The following is a 14,340-nucleotide window of genomic DNA, read 5'->3' on the forward strand; positions in this document are numbered from 1 at the left end:
ATGTGCTCGAAGGGTCCTGCGACGACCACAAAAACAAGAAAAAGGGGATCGTGATGGCATCAGACAAAGCGAATCTGCAAGACTCATTTCTGAACCATGTGCGCAAAGCCAAAGTTCCCGTGACCATTTTTTTGGTGAACGGGGTCAAGTTGCAGGGCGTCATCACGTGGTTTGACAGCTTTTGTGTCTTGCTGCGCCGCGATGGTCAGTCCCAGCTGGTGTATAAATCCGCGATTTCGACCATCATGCCAGCACAGCCAATCAGCCTGTATGAAGGCGAAGAATAGGTTTGCTTGAACACGGCAAGCCCGTCACGCGGGCTTGGGTTCTGCACCCAGACATTAGAAACGATCAAAACCGGCGTGATGCGGATGCGCGGCTCAAAGAAGCTGTGTCCCTTGCCGGTGCGCTGCCAGACCTTAAGGTTGTGGGTAGCGATGTGGTGCGGCTGGCCAAGGTCAGCCCTGGTCATCTTTTCGGCTCTGGCAAAATTGAAGAACTGGGGCAGCAGCTGAAATCAGATGAGATTGAGCTGGTGTTGGTCGACGGACCCGTGACACCCGTCCAGCAGCGCAATCTGGAAAAGGCTTGGAAGGTCAAACTTCTGGATCGGACGGGGTTGATCCTTGAGATTTTTGGGGATCGGGCGCGGACCGCCGAAGGTGTCTTGCAGGTGGAGATGGCCGCACTCAGCTATCAACGGACACGCCTTGTGCGGGCTTGGACCCACCTTGAACGGCAAAGGGGTGGTCTGGGCTTTGTGGGTGGACCTGGTGAGACGCAGATCGAAGCGGACCGCCGCGCCATTGATGAACAATTGGGGCGACTGCGCAAGCAGCTTCAAAAGGTCGTCAAAACCCGCAGCCTCCACCGCGCGTCCCGCGCCAAAGTCCCATTCCCGATTGTGGCTTTGGTGGGCTACACAAACGCTGGAAAATCAACGCTCTTCAATCGGGTGACCGGTTCGGACGTCTTTGCCAAAGACATGCTCTTTGCAACGTTGGACCCCACCATGCGGCGGATCGAATTGCCGGTAGGGGATGAGGTGATCTTGTCAGACACGGTTGGGTTCATCTCCGACCTACCGACAGAGCTTGTCGCTGCGTTCAGTGCGACATTGGAAGAGGTTTTGGATGCGGATCTGATCGTCCATGTGCGGGACATCTCTCACGAAAATACTCAAGCCCAAGCGGATGACGTCGAAAGCATCCTGCTCAACCTCGGGATTGAGGAGGACGCCCCTCGCCTCGAGGTCTGGAACAAGATCGATCTCTTGCCGGAAGAGGCGCGGGCCTCCGCTCTGGCGCGCGCAGACCAACGCGATGATCTTTTTGCAGTATCCGCGATTGATGGCACGGGGCTGACCGATCTTTTGCAAGCCATCGCAGAAACGGTTAAAGCGCCCCAAATGGACGAGGTGTTCGAGATTGGATTTGCCGATGGCAAGCGTCGCGCGTGGCTCTTTGAGGCGGGCGTTGTCCAGTCAGAAGCTCAAACAGAGACTGGGTTTGAACTCAGCGTCCACTGGACTGCGAAACAGAAGGCACAGTTTCAAAAACTGGTGTAGATCTTCCCTTTCTTGCGCGTCGTTTTCTACATTTCCACCAGTGTGCTGTCTGAACGTTGTGCGGTTCCCATCGCTTCATTCGCGCGCTCCAACGCATCTAGGATCGGCTCTTTTGGGACCACTTCGGTAAAGCCCACACAAGCGGACAATTGTGCCCGATCAATGGAGTCGCCAAGCGGGATCAATGTCGCGCCACAAAGTCGCCGGCCAATAAACTCCACTTCGTCCTGTGTGCGATTGTTCAAGAACACAGCATAGGTTTCCCGATCAAGACGCCCTAACAAATCGCCAGCCGCTATCGTCGGGTCAAACCGCGCCAAAAGGGTTGCCACAAAATGATCTCCAACCGAGGTCCCGAAACTGTCATCAATTGCGCTGACGTCTTTCGCATGGACCAGCAATAGAAATCCATGGCTGCCGCGTTTGAGCGATGAATCCAGCTTTGAGAAAATGCCTGACGGTTCAAAAGCCCTGTTCGCAGATCATGCACCACGGGATCAGGTAAGCCGGTGGCGACGTCATCTTTGCGCGTTCATTTAATGCTGCCCATCTTCAAAAGCGCACCTGCAGCAGCGATGGTCATGACCACACGTAGGCTTGGGGCGAGGGCGCCTACCATGCCAAAGCTTATTTTTAACAATCCCACCGCCACGTTGACCAACGCTAGCAACAAATAGAAATCAAAGACTGCGTCCCTGTCAAAGAAACGCACTTGGGGATGGGGTTGAACGGTATCCATGCCCACCACTTAGCTGGACATGCTTAAAGGCATGTAAATTAAACAACTCTAATTGTCGGTAGGGCGCAAGGTTGTGATCCCCAAAGCCGCACCTCGCGCGAGCGAAGGATCGAGCGACATTGGAATATATTCGCCCCGCCGCCACAACTCACCCAGATTATCGTAGTATCTTGAAAGCGGATGCCCTGACTGACCTGTTGCGGTGATAAAGACGGAACTGTCAGGGTCCGCGAAGTCGTACACCCCGCGATAGCCAGCGGCATGCACATTCTCAAAGGGATTCGGCCCCAAACCAGAGGTTAGCGACCTTTGCAACGTCTGATCGCCACCGCTGGTGGATTGTCGGATGTTCACGAACCAATTCAGGATCGGCGCGTTACCTAACACCGGATGGTCATGCGTCGCCTGATGCGCATCGCCCCAGCGCAGGCTTTCCACCGTGGCGCCATAAGTCTCGGCCAACCAAATCAGCGCGTCATCCAAAGCCAAGCGTGCGATGTCCGTGCAGGTTTCTGTCGGTGCGGACTGCGCCACATCGCACCACGCGCTAGCGCCATCCACGTCGCGGTAAACACGTTCGATAAAAACGGGATCGACATGAGTGAACTCTGCCGCCAAAGGGCCCAAGTCATCATTGATCAACCGTTGCTGCAAATGCCGCATCCACGCAGCATAGATCAGCGGCTCTGGCAAATGTTCATTCATCTCACCATTCCAGGCTGACAATAAATCAAGGGCCTCACGTCTGCGCCGTTCAAGCGTGCCGTCTTGCGCGGCTTCTCCAGTGAACCACAGATCCGCGCCGACCAACGGCAGCAGTGATTGCGCAGAATAGCTTACGGTGTCCAGCTGCGCCTCGATAAAGCTTTCGCGGGTATGCACCTCACGGTTTTGCATCAACCGCTCCCAACGTTTGATCCGTTGAGTGTCGCCCCAATCAAAGCTGAGGTGATTGGGAAAAGGGGCATCCGTCGTCTTGTTGTTCGTATTCCCAAGGATTCCCCCATCGGGGGAGATGAACGACAGCGCCGACCCAGCCTCCTGAAAGCTATCCCATTGGTTCTCTGGCAGATAGCCATAGCTGGGCAGCCGACCTTTGGACAGGTGATCTTCCGCACGATTTGGCACCGCCCCGGCGACGATCATGGCAATGTCGTTGCGATCAACAAGGGTCACGTTCACGCTTGGAGCAATATGGGTCTTGGTCGCGTTCAGCCCGTCTTCAAGCGTCTCCGCCTGCAGCAATTGATAAAGCGATGACATGGACGTATCCCTATCGCTCAAAGCGGTCCACGCCAACACGGCAACGTGACCCGGCGGTGTGATCGCGCCCACATCAAATTGATCCGGCGACAAAACAACACCGTTCTCGGTGGATCGAAGCTCTAACGTCTCCGCGACGCCATCCTTGATGTTGATAATGCTGTCGCGCACGTTAAAAGCGGCCCAACCATCGACGGTGCGGTATTCGTTTGGATTGTCTGGATTCACCTCCTCGATAAAGATGTCCTGATCGTCGACATAAGAGGCTGTGATCCCCCAGCCGAGGTCGGCGCTCCGCCCTGCAAAAATCACTGGCACACCCGGAACCATCGCACCAATCACCCCACCGCGCTCAAGCTCAAGCCGCGCGAGATACCAGATCGTGGGTGCGGAAAGATTGAAATGCGGATCATTGGCCAACAACGTTGATCCCATCGCAGACCGATTGGTGCCGGCCGACCATGCGTTTGACGCCCCCGCCAGTTCGATCGGTTTGATGGGCGACAGCGGATCGTCCTGCCATTGGGCTGTTTCAAACGCGGGCACAACGCCGTTCATCAATTGGGCATAATCGGGGAGCTCGATAATCCCCTCCAGCGGGTCATCCGGCAGAATATCGGCCAAGCGCTCCGGCGAGAGGGTGAGCGACACCCGCGCCCGCAACACCTCGTTCTGTGCATGCGGCGACATTTGCAGGCTCATCAACTTCAGGATTGCGATACTGTCGGTCGCCGCCCAAGGGGACACCGGATGATTGAAGAGCCACATCTCAGGCGCTCCGCGCCCCCGTGCGCCTTTGTTGACCTCATCAATCCAAGCGTTCACGCCGCGGGCATAAGCTTCGAGTATAGCAGACGTCTCCGCATCTTGCGCCGACACGGATCGGATCGCACTGCCGTAAAGGTCGAGCCTCCGCATCAACCGGTCAATCGGAACCGTACGCTCACCAAAGAGTTCTGACAAACGGCCTTGGGCGGTGCGGCGCAGCATGGTCAGTTGCCAAAACCGGTCCTGTGCATGGGCAAAACCAAGCGCAAAGAACGCATCTTCATCCGTCGAGGCAAAGATATGCGGAACGTTTGCATTGTCGCGGACAATCTCTAGTGGCGCAGAGAGATTGCCGACGACATAATCCGCGTCATAATCGGGCAGAGACCGGGATGCGAAGTAATAGGCCAGCAGAAACGCGCCAAGCGTCAGCAATATAAGCCCCGATGCCAATCGGAGGAGCCACCGAAACAAAAACGCGACCACTGCACCCACTTTCTGAGTTTTGCCACAGTTTACTGGTCTCGGAACCTATCTGCCATCCCCAATTCAGGGGTCGGCAAGATTGTTACCGAAGGGCAGCCGCGACCCCGAGATGGTCGGAGCGCATTTGCGGGCGCATCGTCTCTCCACCCGTGGCGTCAGGAGATGTCAGCCATCCCTGACCAGTGGAGATTTGTACTTCCAGCCAACTCAACGTGTGGTTCCGAATGGCATCTGCGACGGCCAATCGGTTTGAAGCCACCTGACGCTCTGCATCCAAAATATCGGTGAGCGTGCTTACCCCACCGCGATAGCTTTCGCGGCTCAATTCCAACACACGGGCGGCCTCCTTACTGGCCCGTTCATAAGCAGTCAACTGACGGCGCCAATTCAGGCAAAGGGTGAGGGCGCTTTGCACCTCTTCCACGGCGGAGAGGACGGTTCGACGCCAATTGATCTCCGCCTCACGCGCATTTGCCTCAGTCACGTCACGGTTGGTGATCAAAGTCCTGCGATTGAAAACAGGAATGTTGACGGTTGGCACAAAACTCCAGCTGTCGGCTGTTCCCGTGCTGATATTGCCGTTCAAACTGATGGATGGGTAAAGCTCCGCCTCTGCTACACCTACGGCGGCGAAGCTGCGCTCGGCTGAGCGAATGTCAGGCCGATTGTGGATCAGATCAGCAGGCAGGCCAACGTTGGTGTAACCACTGGGGCGCGGTTGCGCCGCGCTGCATCTCTAACTCTGTCGCTTCTCCGGCTTCTCGGCGTTGATTGAGCAGATTGAGCGTTTGCCAACGGCTGTGCATGGTTGTACGCGTAATCGCTGCGGCCTCTTGGAAATAGCGTGCCTGGACATAGGCGCTGGTCAAATCTGTCAGATAAGCCAACCGCACCACACCGACATTCAGTTGCGCCGCATCGAAATTAGCGAGCGCCTGATCCTGATGCCGTGCAGCCCCACCGAAGAGGTCCGGCACTGTCTGCCCGCTCAAAGGCAAGCTGTGGCGCGTTGTCTGTGTTCCGGCAAAACTGTCCCGCGTGATAGAGCCATCAAGACCACCCGTGCTCAGGCCGTTGACGCCAACCGTGTCTAGTGATGCTTCCGCTGCATCCATCCGAGCCAGCGCCGCCTGCACATCCAAATTCTGTTGAGAGCCACGTGCCAAAAGCGCATTCAACATCGGATCGTTAAGCCACTTCCACCATTTCTGGCTCGACGCATTAAAGAGCGACCCGACAATTAAATTGATGAACTGATCACTAAGCTCAAGCGAAGGGATAACGTACTCAGGGCTCAGCGGGGTACACGCCACCAAAGCGGTACCACACAGAAATGGGATCACGGCAATTTTCATCGGATTATGCCTGCTCAATCTTTTTTTTCGCAGACTACAACGCTGGAATCTCAATTGATTCAGGAATCTAAGCAATGGGGTTGAGCGTTAAAACCTGATGCACGAAGTAAACATTATTGCTGTTTACACGTCAAAATAAGGCGAAAATGTGTTAGCGATAGCCCTGCCGCCACATTTCCGTCTCAATTCTTATCTCACTTTTCTGGGATTAATCCACGCGGGCTGAAGCGCAGGACCAGCAAGAGGATGACACCCATCGTCAGCAAACGCATGTGCGCCGCAGAAGCCAACAGGTGGTCTTTCAACCAAAAGCTATCTTCCATGCCGGATGTGATAAGGTTCATCAAAGCAAGGCCCATCGGCTCAACCTGCACCCAAAGCCACCAGATTAGGAAGCCGCCGAGAACGGCGCCGAAGTTGTTACCTGAGCCACCCACGATCACCATGACCCAGACAAGGAAGGTGAAGCGAAGCGGTTGGTAGGTGCCTGGTGTGAGCTGACCATCCAGCGTTGTCATCATCGCACCTGCGATGCCGCAGATGGCTGATCCAAGGATGAAGATTTGCAAATGCCGCGCGGTGACGTCTTTGCCCATCGCCTCAGCCGCGACTTCATTGTCGCGGATCGCCCGCATCATCCGGCCCCAAGGGGAGTTCAGCGCCTTCTGCGCGAGCCACAGCAGGATGATTAAGATGACGGCGAAATAGCAGGAATAAAGCAGTTTCGCGTATAGGTTCGACGCATAGACCGCATCAAATCCGAGCGCATTGGCGCGTTCGACGAAGGATACACTTTCCTGCAACTCGACTTCGTACGGCACCGGACGGGGCAGGCCGTTCACGTTCTTCACACCGCGTGCCAGCCAATCCTCGTGCTTCATGATCGCAATGATGATCTCCGCAATGCCGAGTGTGGCAATAGCGAGGTAGTCAGACCGCAGTCCAAGCGCCGTCTTGCCAATCACCCAAGCAGCCCCAGCCGCGATGACGCCGCCAATCGGCCAAGCAACCACAGCCATAACCCCCCAGTCTTTGTAGTTCTCAAACCCGAAGTTAAGACCGCCAAGGTAACCGGTGCCCGCAGGGTTCACCGCCTCAACGGCCGCGACGCCACCATCAAAGACTGCGCGGAACAGGAAGAACCCGGCGATCGCGACCGCGATCGTGCCCCAGAGCTTTAGCCGTCCTTGGAACTTACGCTGTGCGTAGATCGTCGCAACCACAGCGCCCGCGCCCAACAGCAGCCCGCCAATGGTCCGCGCGCCGCCTTGGGCCCAAGCCTCCGTCACCGGCGGCATGGAGACGAGGACAGTGGCCAAGCCACCCAAAGCCACAAAGCCCATGACGCCCACGTTAAAGAGCCCCGCGAACCCCCACTGCAGGTTCACGCCCAAGGCCATGATCGCGCTGATGAGGCCGTAATTGAGGATCAGTAAAGCAACGTTCCAGTCTTGCAGGATGCCCGTGCCAATGATGAGCAGGGCGACAAGACCAAAAAGAACCGGTGTGCGAAGGGAATCGGTCATACGGATTGTCCTTTGAACAGGCCCGTGGGCTTGACCAGCAGCACGATCAACAAGATCACGAAGCTGACCGCGAATTTATAGTCGGTTGACAAAAGTTGGACCAGGCCGTCAGGCTCAAGGCTTTCGGGCAGCAGATAGCCCAGCACTTTTTTTAGTGGGTAGGTGATTGTCACCTCCGCAAAGGCAATCACAAACCCGCCTGCAATTGCGCCCAGCGGATTGCCGAGACCACCAACAATCGCCGCCGCGAAGATCGGTAGCAGAAGCTGCAGGTAGACGAACGGCTTGAAAGACTTATCGAGGCCGTAAAGCGTGCCTGCAACGGTGGCGAGGGCGGCGACGATCAGCCATGTGACCAAAACCACCCGCTCTGGGTTTATCCCCGACAGCAACGCCAAATCCTCGTTGTCAGAGAACGCGCGCATCGATTTGCCCGTGCGGGTTTTATTGAGAAACCAGAATAGGATCGCTACGACAATGACCGCCGTAACGACAGTGATGCCTTGGGTTGTCTTGATGGCCAAGCCTTCCTTCAGACCAGACCACACTTTGAAATCACGGGCGGAGATGATGAAGCGCTCCCCATCAGCGAACCGAATGTCGCCAACGCCAATGAGGAAACGCACGATCCCGTTCATAATGAACATCACACCCATCGAGACGATCACAAGGATCACTGGGTCCGATTTCTGCTCGCGGTAGAACCGGTAGACGGAGCGGTCAGTCAGCAACACGATCCCCGCCGTCAACGCGATGCCAAAGGGCAGGGCGAGCAGAGCGGTCGGCAAGGGACCAAAGCTGATCCCCATCGACTGGAACCACCATGTCACAAAGATCGTGGCCATTGTGCCAAACGCCATCGTGTCGCCATGTGCAAAGTTAGAGAACCGCAAAATCCCATAAATCAGGGTCACGCCTAGCGACCCCAGCGCAAGTTGCGCGCCGTACGCCATGCCGGGGACAATCACGAAGTTGGCGAGTGCGACGAGCGCGTTCAGGATGTCAGTCATATCTCATCACCCTCCCAAGAAGCTGCGGCGGACTTCAGGATCGGCCAAAAGCTCTTTCCCTGTGCCAGTGTGTGCGTTGCGGCCTTGGACTAAAACATAGCCTTTGTCAGCGATTTCAAGCGCTTGTCGGGCGTTCTGCTCCACCATCAGGATCGGAATGCCGGTACGGGCGACTTCAATGATCCGGTCGAACAGTTCATCCATGACGATGGGTGATACACCCGCAGTGGGCTCATCCAGCATCAAAACTTTTGGCTGCGTCATCAACGCGCGACCAACGGCGACCTGTTGGCGCTGACCGCCTGACAACTCGCCCGCCGCCTGCAACCGCTTTTCCTTCAGGATCGGGAACAGGTCATACACCTGCGCCATCGTATCCTTGAAATCGTCCTTGCGGATGAAGGCACCCATCTCAAGGTTCTCTTCTACCGTGAGAGAGGTGAAGATATTGCGTACCTGCGGCACGAACCCCATGCCCTTGATGACGCGGGCTTGGGGGGAGAGGTGGGTGATGTCCTCTCCATCCAGCCGAACGGAGCCTGAGCGCACGTTCAGCATCCCAAAGACAGCTTTCATCGCTGTCGATTTGCCAGCCCCGTTGGGGCCCACAATCACGGCAATCTCCCCTGAATTCACCGCAATCGTGCAATCATGAAGGATGTCCGGCCCCTTGCCGTAACCACCCGTCATCGTATCACCGATCAGAAAGGGTTCTGTCATCGTTGTTCTTCCCTAAACCCTTCTACTTCAAGCCGTTGCGACCTGATCTTTATTTTTTAAGCCAGTGCCGAGGTAGGCCTCGATCACCTGTTCGTTTGATTTGATCTCTTCCAGCGTGCCCTCTGCGAGCACCTTGCCCTCGGCCATACAAATCACCGGATCGCAAAGGCGGCCGATGAAATCCATGTCGTGCTCAATTACCACGAAGGTATAGCCACGCTCTTTGTTGAGCCGGATGATTGCATCGCCGATGGTGTTTAGTAAGGTGCGGTTCACGCCTGCGCCAACCTCATCCAGAAACACGATCTTGGCGTCAACCATCATCGTGCGGCCCAGCTCCAACAGTTTCTTTTGACCGCCAGACAGATTGCCAGCTTTCTCATCTTTCAAATGATCGATAGTCAAAAACTCCAAAACCTCATCAGCCTTGGCGAGCAGGGCCCGTTCTTCATCCGCGATCCGCTTGCGGCCAAACCATGCATTCCAAAGCGTCTCCCCCGATTGCGCGGCAGGCACCATCATCAGGTTCTCACGCACCGTCATAGAAGAAAATTCATGTGCAATTTGGAACGTGCGCAGCAGTCCTTTGCTAAAAAGCGTATGGGGCGGCAGATCTGTAATGTCTTCGCTCTGCATCGTCACGCGACCACCAGATGGTGAAAGAACACCCGCGATCACATTGAAAAGCGTGGTTTTTCCAGCGCCGTTTGGCCCAATCAATCCGGTGATTGACCCTTCCTCAATGGTCAGGCTGGCACCGTCGACAGCGCGAAAACCACCAAAGGTTTTCACGAGGTTCTCAACAACGATCATGGACGTCCTCCAAGGCGCGGAACTCTGCGTCTGATTTACAAAAAGCGGCACAAGTTTCCCTGCGCCGCTTTATTTACATTACCGCCGATTAGCGGAACTGAACCGTGGTGATTGCACCACCTTCGATCTTGATCTGGCGATAGTTGCCAGCGGACTCACCGCCGTTCACCAGCTCAACAGCGGATGCGCCGACATAGTCAACGTCTCCACCGTCAGCGATGATCTGAAGCGCCTTGGCCAGTTCACCTGGGAAGATCTGCTCACCTGGTGCGTTTGCAACCATTTCGATCTTGCTCATGTAGTCTGCTGGCTCGGCAGAGCCGGCAGCCTGCATAGCAAGCATCATCAGTGCAGCCGCGTCATAGCTTTCTGGTGTGAATGGGGATGTCGCGTCGAATGCGTCACCAACCAGTTCAGAAAAGGCTGCAACACCTGGGCTGTCTGTGCCTGGAACCTGACCTGTGGAACCGTCGATTTCGTCACCGAACTGCTCTTCCAAAGACGCGCCGATCATACCATCTGGGAAGTGGAATGTGTCGAATGCGCCTGTGTCGAGCGCGGAGCGGACGATACCAGCACCACCTTGGTCAACGTAACCAGCAACAACCAGACGTTCACCGCCAGCAGCAGCCAATGCGCCAACTTCAGCGGAGTAGTCAGCTTTGCCGTCTTCGTGCGCAGCAGAGATTGTCACTGTACCACCAGCAGCTTCGAAAGCGGCCTGGAAGCTGTCAGCAAGACCCTTACCATAGTCATTGTTGGTGTATGTCACAGCAACTTCCATGATGCCTTCTTCCATCAGTACTTCTGTCATCACAACACCCTGACGCGCGTCAGATGGGGCTGTGCGGAAGAAAAGGCCGTTGTCATCAGGTGAAGAAAGGGCAGGCGATGTTGCGGATGGTGAGATCATGACCATGCCGTTTGCCAAAGCAACGTTGGACAGGATCGCGCCGGTGACGCCGGAACAGTCAGCACCCATGATACCTTTGACGCCGTCAGAGGACACCAGACGTTCAGCCGCCGCAGTCGCAGCACCTGCATCGATACATGTGGAGTCAGCGCGGACGGATGTCACGGAAGCGCCGCCAAGCAGCAGACCGGAGTCTGTGACTTCTTTCATCGCCAATTCAGCACCGTCCGCCATGGAAGGTGTCAGGGATTCAATTGGACCTGTGAAGCCCAAGATAACGCCCATTTTGATTTCAGAGTGGCCGTCGGCGAGTGCGCCAGTTGCCATCAATGCTGTGGCTGCAGAAGCCATCATCAGTTTTTTCATAGTATTCTCCCTATCGGATAACTCTTTTACCCTGACGCGCAGATTATCAGCCATTCCAAAAAAGGGAAGCGCGTTGAATCGTCCCTAAGTAGGTCAAATCCGGCGGAAATCCCTTTCTAGGCGGCCTGTTTCGGAAAAATACACTCCTGAGGTGGTTCGCCAAGGTCGGTTGACGTTACGGCACCTTGCGCCGGATTCGCGCGCTCAAACTGTAAGCCGCGACGACATCGTACCGCGTTCGCGGTAAGGCGTTGTGTTGTAATGCGACCGATAGCATTTGGAAAAATGCGATGGTGATGCAAAGCCGCAGGCCAAGGCCACGTTGATCACGGTCATATCCGTCTGCATTAGCAAGTTCCGTGCCTTTTGCAGACGAAGTTCCATGTAATATCGCTTCGGACTGCGCGACAAATACCGCCGAAACAACCGCTCCAACTGCCGCGTCGACATGCCAACGTCTTTGGCAAGGATCGACGGGCTGATCGGGTCTTCGATGTTTTGCTCCATCATTTGGATGACTTGGCTCAACTTCGGGTGCCGTACGCCAATCCGTGTTGGGATCGACAGGCGCTGCGTGTCTTGGTCCGTGCGGATCGCGGAATAGATCAGCTGATCGGCCACGGCATTCGCTAGTTCCTCCCCGTGATCATCCGCAATGATCTTGAGCATCATATCGATTGAGGCGGTGCCGCCCGCCGTTGTGATCCGATTACCGTCGATCACAAAAACTGACTTTGTCAGTTTTACATCTTCAAACTCTTCGGCAAAGCTGTCTTGGTTTTCCCAATGGATCGTCGCCTTTTTGCCGTTGAGCAAGCCTGCCTTCGCCAAGCTGTGTCCGGCTGTGCAGAGACCTGCCATTGTGACACCGCGGCGCGCCTCGCGACGGATCCAATTCAAAAGTTTTTGGGTTGTGGCGCTTTGAATATCAATGCCACCACAAAGCATGACGGTGTCGTCCCGCTCCAACTCATTCAAGGCGCCATCGACGCCAAACTGGCATCCGTTCGAACAGGCAATGCCTTCGCCTGTTTCGCTCAAAATCCGCCACTGATACAGCTCCGTTTCTGCCGTGCGGTTGGCGATGCGCAACGCCTCAACCGCAGCTGCAAAACACAGCATGGTGAAATCAGACAAAAGCACAAACACAAAGCGGCGTGGTTTGCCGACGTCGGTCAGTTTGACGGTTTGAACTTTAGTCGTCATTTGCGCGTCCCTAGCACACAGGTGGTTTCCTACCTCAACACCCTTTCTTTCGCCCGATCAAGGGGATTCCAAAGCATCTTTCGGCAAAGCCGGCTGAAAAAGCCGAAATTGTCATTTGCCCTTATAACACCGGCCGCTATAAGCAAGGCTCGGTACCGCTAACACGGTATTTTACATTTTATGGAGCAAGACGATGACTGATTGGCAAAAATCTGACTGGCGCAACAAGCCCCGGGTTCAGATGCCAGAATATATGGATGCGGCGGCATTGAGCGCTGTTGAAGCGCGTCTTGCCGGCTATCCACCTTTGGTATTTGCGGGCGAAGCACGGCGTTTGCGCGACCACCTCGCAGCAGCCAGCCGGGGGGAAGCATTCCTTCTGCAAGGCGGCGATTGCGCGGAAAGCTTTACGGAGTTTTCAGCAGACAGCATTCGCGACACATTTAAGGTGATGTTGCAGATGGCTATGGTGCTGACCTACGGCGCGAAAGTGCCGGTAGTTAAAGTGGGCCGGATGGCAGGCCAAATGGCCAAGCCACGCTCTGCCCCCACTGAAACCGTTGATAAGGTGGAACTGCCGAGCTACCGCGGTGACATCATCAACGGGTTTGACTTCACACCCGAAGCCCGCATCCCTGACCCGGAGCGAATGTTGCAGGCCTACATGCAGGCCGCCGCAACGCTGAACCTGATCCGCGCGTTCTCTACCGGTGGTTACGCAGACGTGCGCCAAGTTCATGCGTGGACGCTGGGCTTTACCGGCGCACCAGAGGCGGAAAAGTATCGTGAAGTGGCAAAACGCATCTCCGACACGCTCGACTTTATGGAAGCGGCTGGTCTCAGCAGTGAAAAATTGCATGAGTTGCAGACGGTTGAGTTTTATACCAGCCATGAGGCTTTGTTGCTGGAGTATGAAGAAGCGCTGACCCGCATCGACTCAACCACTGGTAAGTGGCTGGCAGGGTCAGGACACATGATCTGGATTGGTGACCGCACCCGTCAGCCGGACGGGGCACATGTGGAGTTCTGCAAAGGCGTTCAAAACCCAATTGGTCTTAAGTGCGGTCCAAGCATGACAACAGGCCATCTGAAGTCATTGATGAGCACGCTCAACCCTGACAACGAAGCCGGGCGTCTGACGCTCATCGCGCGCTTCGGGGCAGGGACCGTGGGTGAACACCTGCCACGTCTAATCAAAGCGGTTGAGGAAGAAGGGGCGAACGTCACTTGGACCTGCGACGCGATGCACGGCAACACGATCAAGTCGACGTCAGGCTACAAGACCCGTCCGTTCGACAGCGTTCTGCGCGAGGTGAAGGAGTTCTTCGCCGTCCACAACGCCGAAGGCACGATCCCAGGTGGTGTGCATTTTGAGATGACGGGCAAAGACGTGACCGAATGCACGGGCGGTGTCCGCGCTGTCACGGATGAGGATTTGTCTGACCGCTACCACACAGCTTGTGATCCGCGCTTGAATGCAAGCCAATCGCTTGAGTTGGCGTTCCTCGTGTCTGAGGAACTGTCTGCACGCCGTGCGAAGCTGGATCAAGCGAAGGCCAGCTAAGGCCAACAGCATTTCAAAAGGGGCGCGGGGCAACTCGAGCCTCT

At 55.8% G+C, this 14,340-nt stretch carries 13 protein-coding genes and 1 pseudogene; 3 read left to right on the forward strand and 11 right to left on the reverse strand.

Going from position 1 to position 14,340, the window contains the following annotated elements; translation table 11 throughout:
- The first annotated feature begins 53 nt into the window (after nucleotides 1-53).
- The gene (hfq, locus tag ACTF5F_RS12485; RefSeq protein ID WP_438957232.1) at nucleotides 54-287 is read left to right on the forward strand and encodes an RNA chaperone Hfq; all 234 of its coding nucleotides are present in this window, start codon (nucleotides 54-56) and stop codon (nucleotides 285-287) included.
- 2 nt (nucleotides 288-289) lie between these two features.
- Nucleotides 290-1,567, forward strand: a complete 1,278-nt coding sequence (hflX, locus tag ACTF5F_RS12490; RefSeq protein WP_438957201.1) for a GTPase HflX — start codon at nucleotides 290-292, stop codon at nucleotides 1,565-1,567.
- Between the two features lie 26 nt (nucleotides 1,568-1,593).
- Here the strand turns inward: hflX and ACTF5F_RS12495 are convergent.
- The 11 genes and pseudogenes from ACTF5F_RS12495 to ACTF5F_RS12545 all read right to left on the reverse strand — a co-directional run.
- Nucleotides 1,594-2,031, reverse strand: a pseudogene (locus ACTF5F_RS12495) (diguanylate cyclase domain-containing protein); the annotation flags it as partial.
- A 68-nt stretch (nucleotides 2,032-2,099) separates the two neighbouring features.
- A complete protein-coding gene (locus ACTF5F_RS12500) occupies nucleotides 2,100-2,306 on the reverse strand; it encodes a hypothetical protein (protein WP_438957202.1) in 207 nt (68 codons plus the stop codon).
- Nucleotides 2,307-2,354: 48 nt separating this feature from the next.
- Nucleotides 2,355-4,772, reverse strand: a complete 2,418-nt coding sequence (locus ACTF5F_RS12505) for a penicillin acylase family protein (protein ID WP_438957203.1) — start codon at nucleotides 4,770-4,772, stop codon at nucleotides 2,355-2,357.
- Nucleotides 4,773-4,905: 133 nt separating this feature from the next.
- A complete protein-coding gene (locus ACTF5F_RS12510; protein ID WP_438957233.1) occupies nucleotides 4,906-5,511 on the reverse strand; it encodes a TolC family protein in 606 nt (201 codons plus the stop codon).
- The gene (locus ACTF5F_RS12515) at nucleotides 5,501-6,178 is read right to left on the reverse strand and encodes a hypothetical protein (RefSeq protein WP_438957204.1); all 678 of its coding nucleotides are present in this window, start codon (nucleotides 6,176-6,178) and stop codon (nucleotides 5,501-5,503) included. Before ACTF5F_RS12515 ends, ACTF5F_RS12510 begins: the two co-directional genes overlap by 11 nt.
- A gap of 194 nt (nucleotides 6,179-6,372) precedes the next feature.
- Nucleotides 6,373-7,704 carry a branched-chain amino acid ABC transporter permease gene (locus tag ACTF5F_RS12520; RefSeq protein ID WP_438957205.1) on the reverse strand — a complete coding sequence of 444 codons (1,332 nt, stop codon included), beginning with the start codon at nucleotides 7,702-7,704 and terminating at the stop codon, nucleotides 6,373-6,375.
- Nucleotides 7,701-8,714: a branched-chain amino acid ABC transporter permease gene (locus ACTF5F_RS12525; protein WP_438957206.1), complete on the reverse strand. Its 1,014-nt coding sequence runs from the start codon at nucleotides 8,712-8,714 to the stop codon at nucleotides 7,701-7,703. The genes ACTF5F_RS12520 and ACTF5F_RS12525 overlap by 4 nt, the downstream gene beginning before the upstream one ends.
- Nucleotides 8,715-8,720: 6 nt before the next feature.
- Complete coding sequence (locus tag ACTF5F_RS12530; RefSeq protein WP_438957207.1) at nucleotides 8,721-9,434, reverse strand: ABC transporter ATP-binding protein; 714 nt, start codon at nucleotides 9,432-9,434, stop codon at nucleotides 8,721-8,723.
- Nucleotides 9,435-9,461: 27 nt separating this feature from the next.
- Nucleotides 9,462-10,247, reverse strand: coding sequence for an ABC transporter ATP-binding protein (locus ACTF5F_RS12535; protein ID WP_438957208.1), 786 nt, complete (start codon nucleotides 10,245-10,247; stop codon nucleotides 9,462-9,464).
- Nucleotides 10,248-10,335: 88 nt separating this feature from the next.
- Nucleotides 10,336-11,526 (reverse strand): ABC transporter substrate-binding protein, encoded by a 1,191-nt coding sequence (locus ACTF5F_RS12540; RefSeq protein WP_438957209.1) that lies wholly within the window; start codon nucleotides 11,524-11,526, stop codon nucleotides 10,336-10,338.
- A 204-nt stretch (nucleotides 11,527-11,730) separates the two neighbouring features.
- Entirely contained in the window at nucleotides 11,731-12,732 is a 1,002-nt protein-coding gene (locus ACTF5F_RS12545; protein ID WP_438957210.1) for a GlxA family transcriptional regulator, read from the reverse strand.
- A 193-nt stretch (nucleotides 12,733-12,925) separates the two neighbouring features.
- Between ACTF5F_RS12545 and ACTF5F_RS12550 the strand changes: the two genes are divergently transcribed.
- Nucleotides 12,926-14,296, forward strand: coding sequence for a class II 3-deoxy-7-phosphoheptulonate synthase (locus tag ACTF5F_RS12550; protein ID WP_438957211.1), 1,371 nt, complete (start codon nucleotides 12,926-12,928; stop codon nucleotides 14,294-14,296).
- Nucleotides 14,297-14,340 lie beyond the last annotated feature (44 nt).

Source organism: Cognatiyoonia sp. (genome assembly GCF_965661665.1).
In the GTDB taxonomy this organism is placed as follows: Bacteria; Pseudomonadota; Alphaproteobacteria; order Rhodobacterales; family Rhodobacteraceae; genus Cognatiyoonia.

Coding starts and splice junctions, on each gene's coding strand:
- ACTF5F_RS12545 (WP_438957210.1), bottom strand. CDS start 12,732: ATGACGACTAAAGTTCAAACCGTCAAACTGACCGACGTCGGCAAACCA.
- ACTF5F_RS12550 (WP_438957211.1), top strand. CDS start 12,926: ATGACTGATTGGCAAAAATCTGACTGGCGCAACAAGCCCCGGGTTCAG.
- ACTF5F_RS12500 (WP_438957202.1), bottom strand. CDS start 2,306: ATGGATACCGTTCAACCCCATCCCCAAGTGCGTTTCTTTGACAGGGAC.
- ACTF5F_RS12525 (WP_438957206.1), bottom strand. CDS start 8,714: ATGACTGACATCCTGAACGCGCTCGTCGCACTCGCCAACTTCGTGATT.
- ACTF5F_RS12515 (WP_438957204.1), bottom strand. CDS start 6,178: ATGAAAATTGCCGTGATCCCATTTCTGTGTGGTACCGCTTTGGTGGCG.
- ACTF5F_RS12535 (WP_438957208.1), bottom strand. CDS start 10,247: ATGATCGTTGTTGAGAACCTCGTGAAAACCTTTGGTGGTTTTCGCGCT.
- ACTF5F_RS12520 (WP_438957205.1), bottom strand. CDS start 7,704: ATGACCGATTCCCTTCGCACACCGGTTCTTTTTGGTCTTGTCGCCCTG.
- hfq (WP_438957232.1), top strand. CDS start 54: ATGGCATCAGACAAAGCGAATCTGCAAGACTCATTTCTGAACCATGTG.
- ACTF5F_RS12530 (WP_438957207.1), bottom strand. CDS start 9,434: ATGACAGAACCCTTTCTGATCGGTGATACGATGACGGGTGGTTACGGC.
- ACTF5F_RS12540 (WP_438957209.1), bottom strand. CDS start 11,526: ATGAAAAAACTGATGATGGCTTCTGCAGCCACAGCATTGATGGCAACT.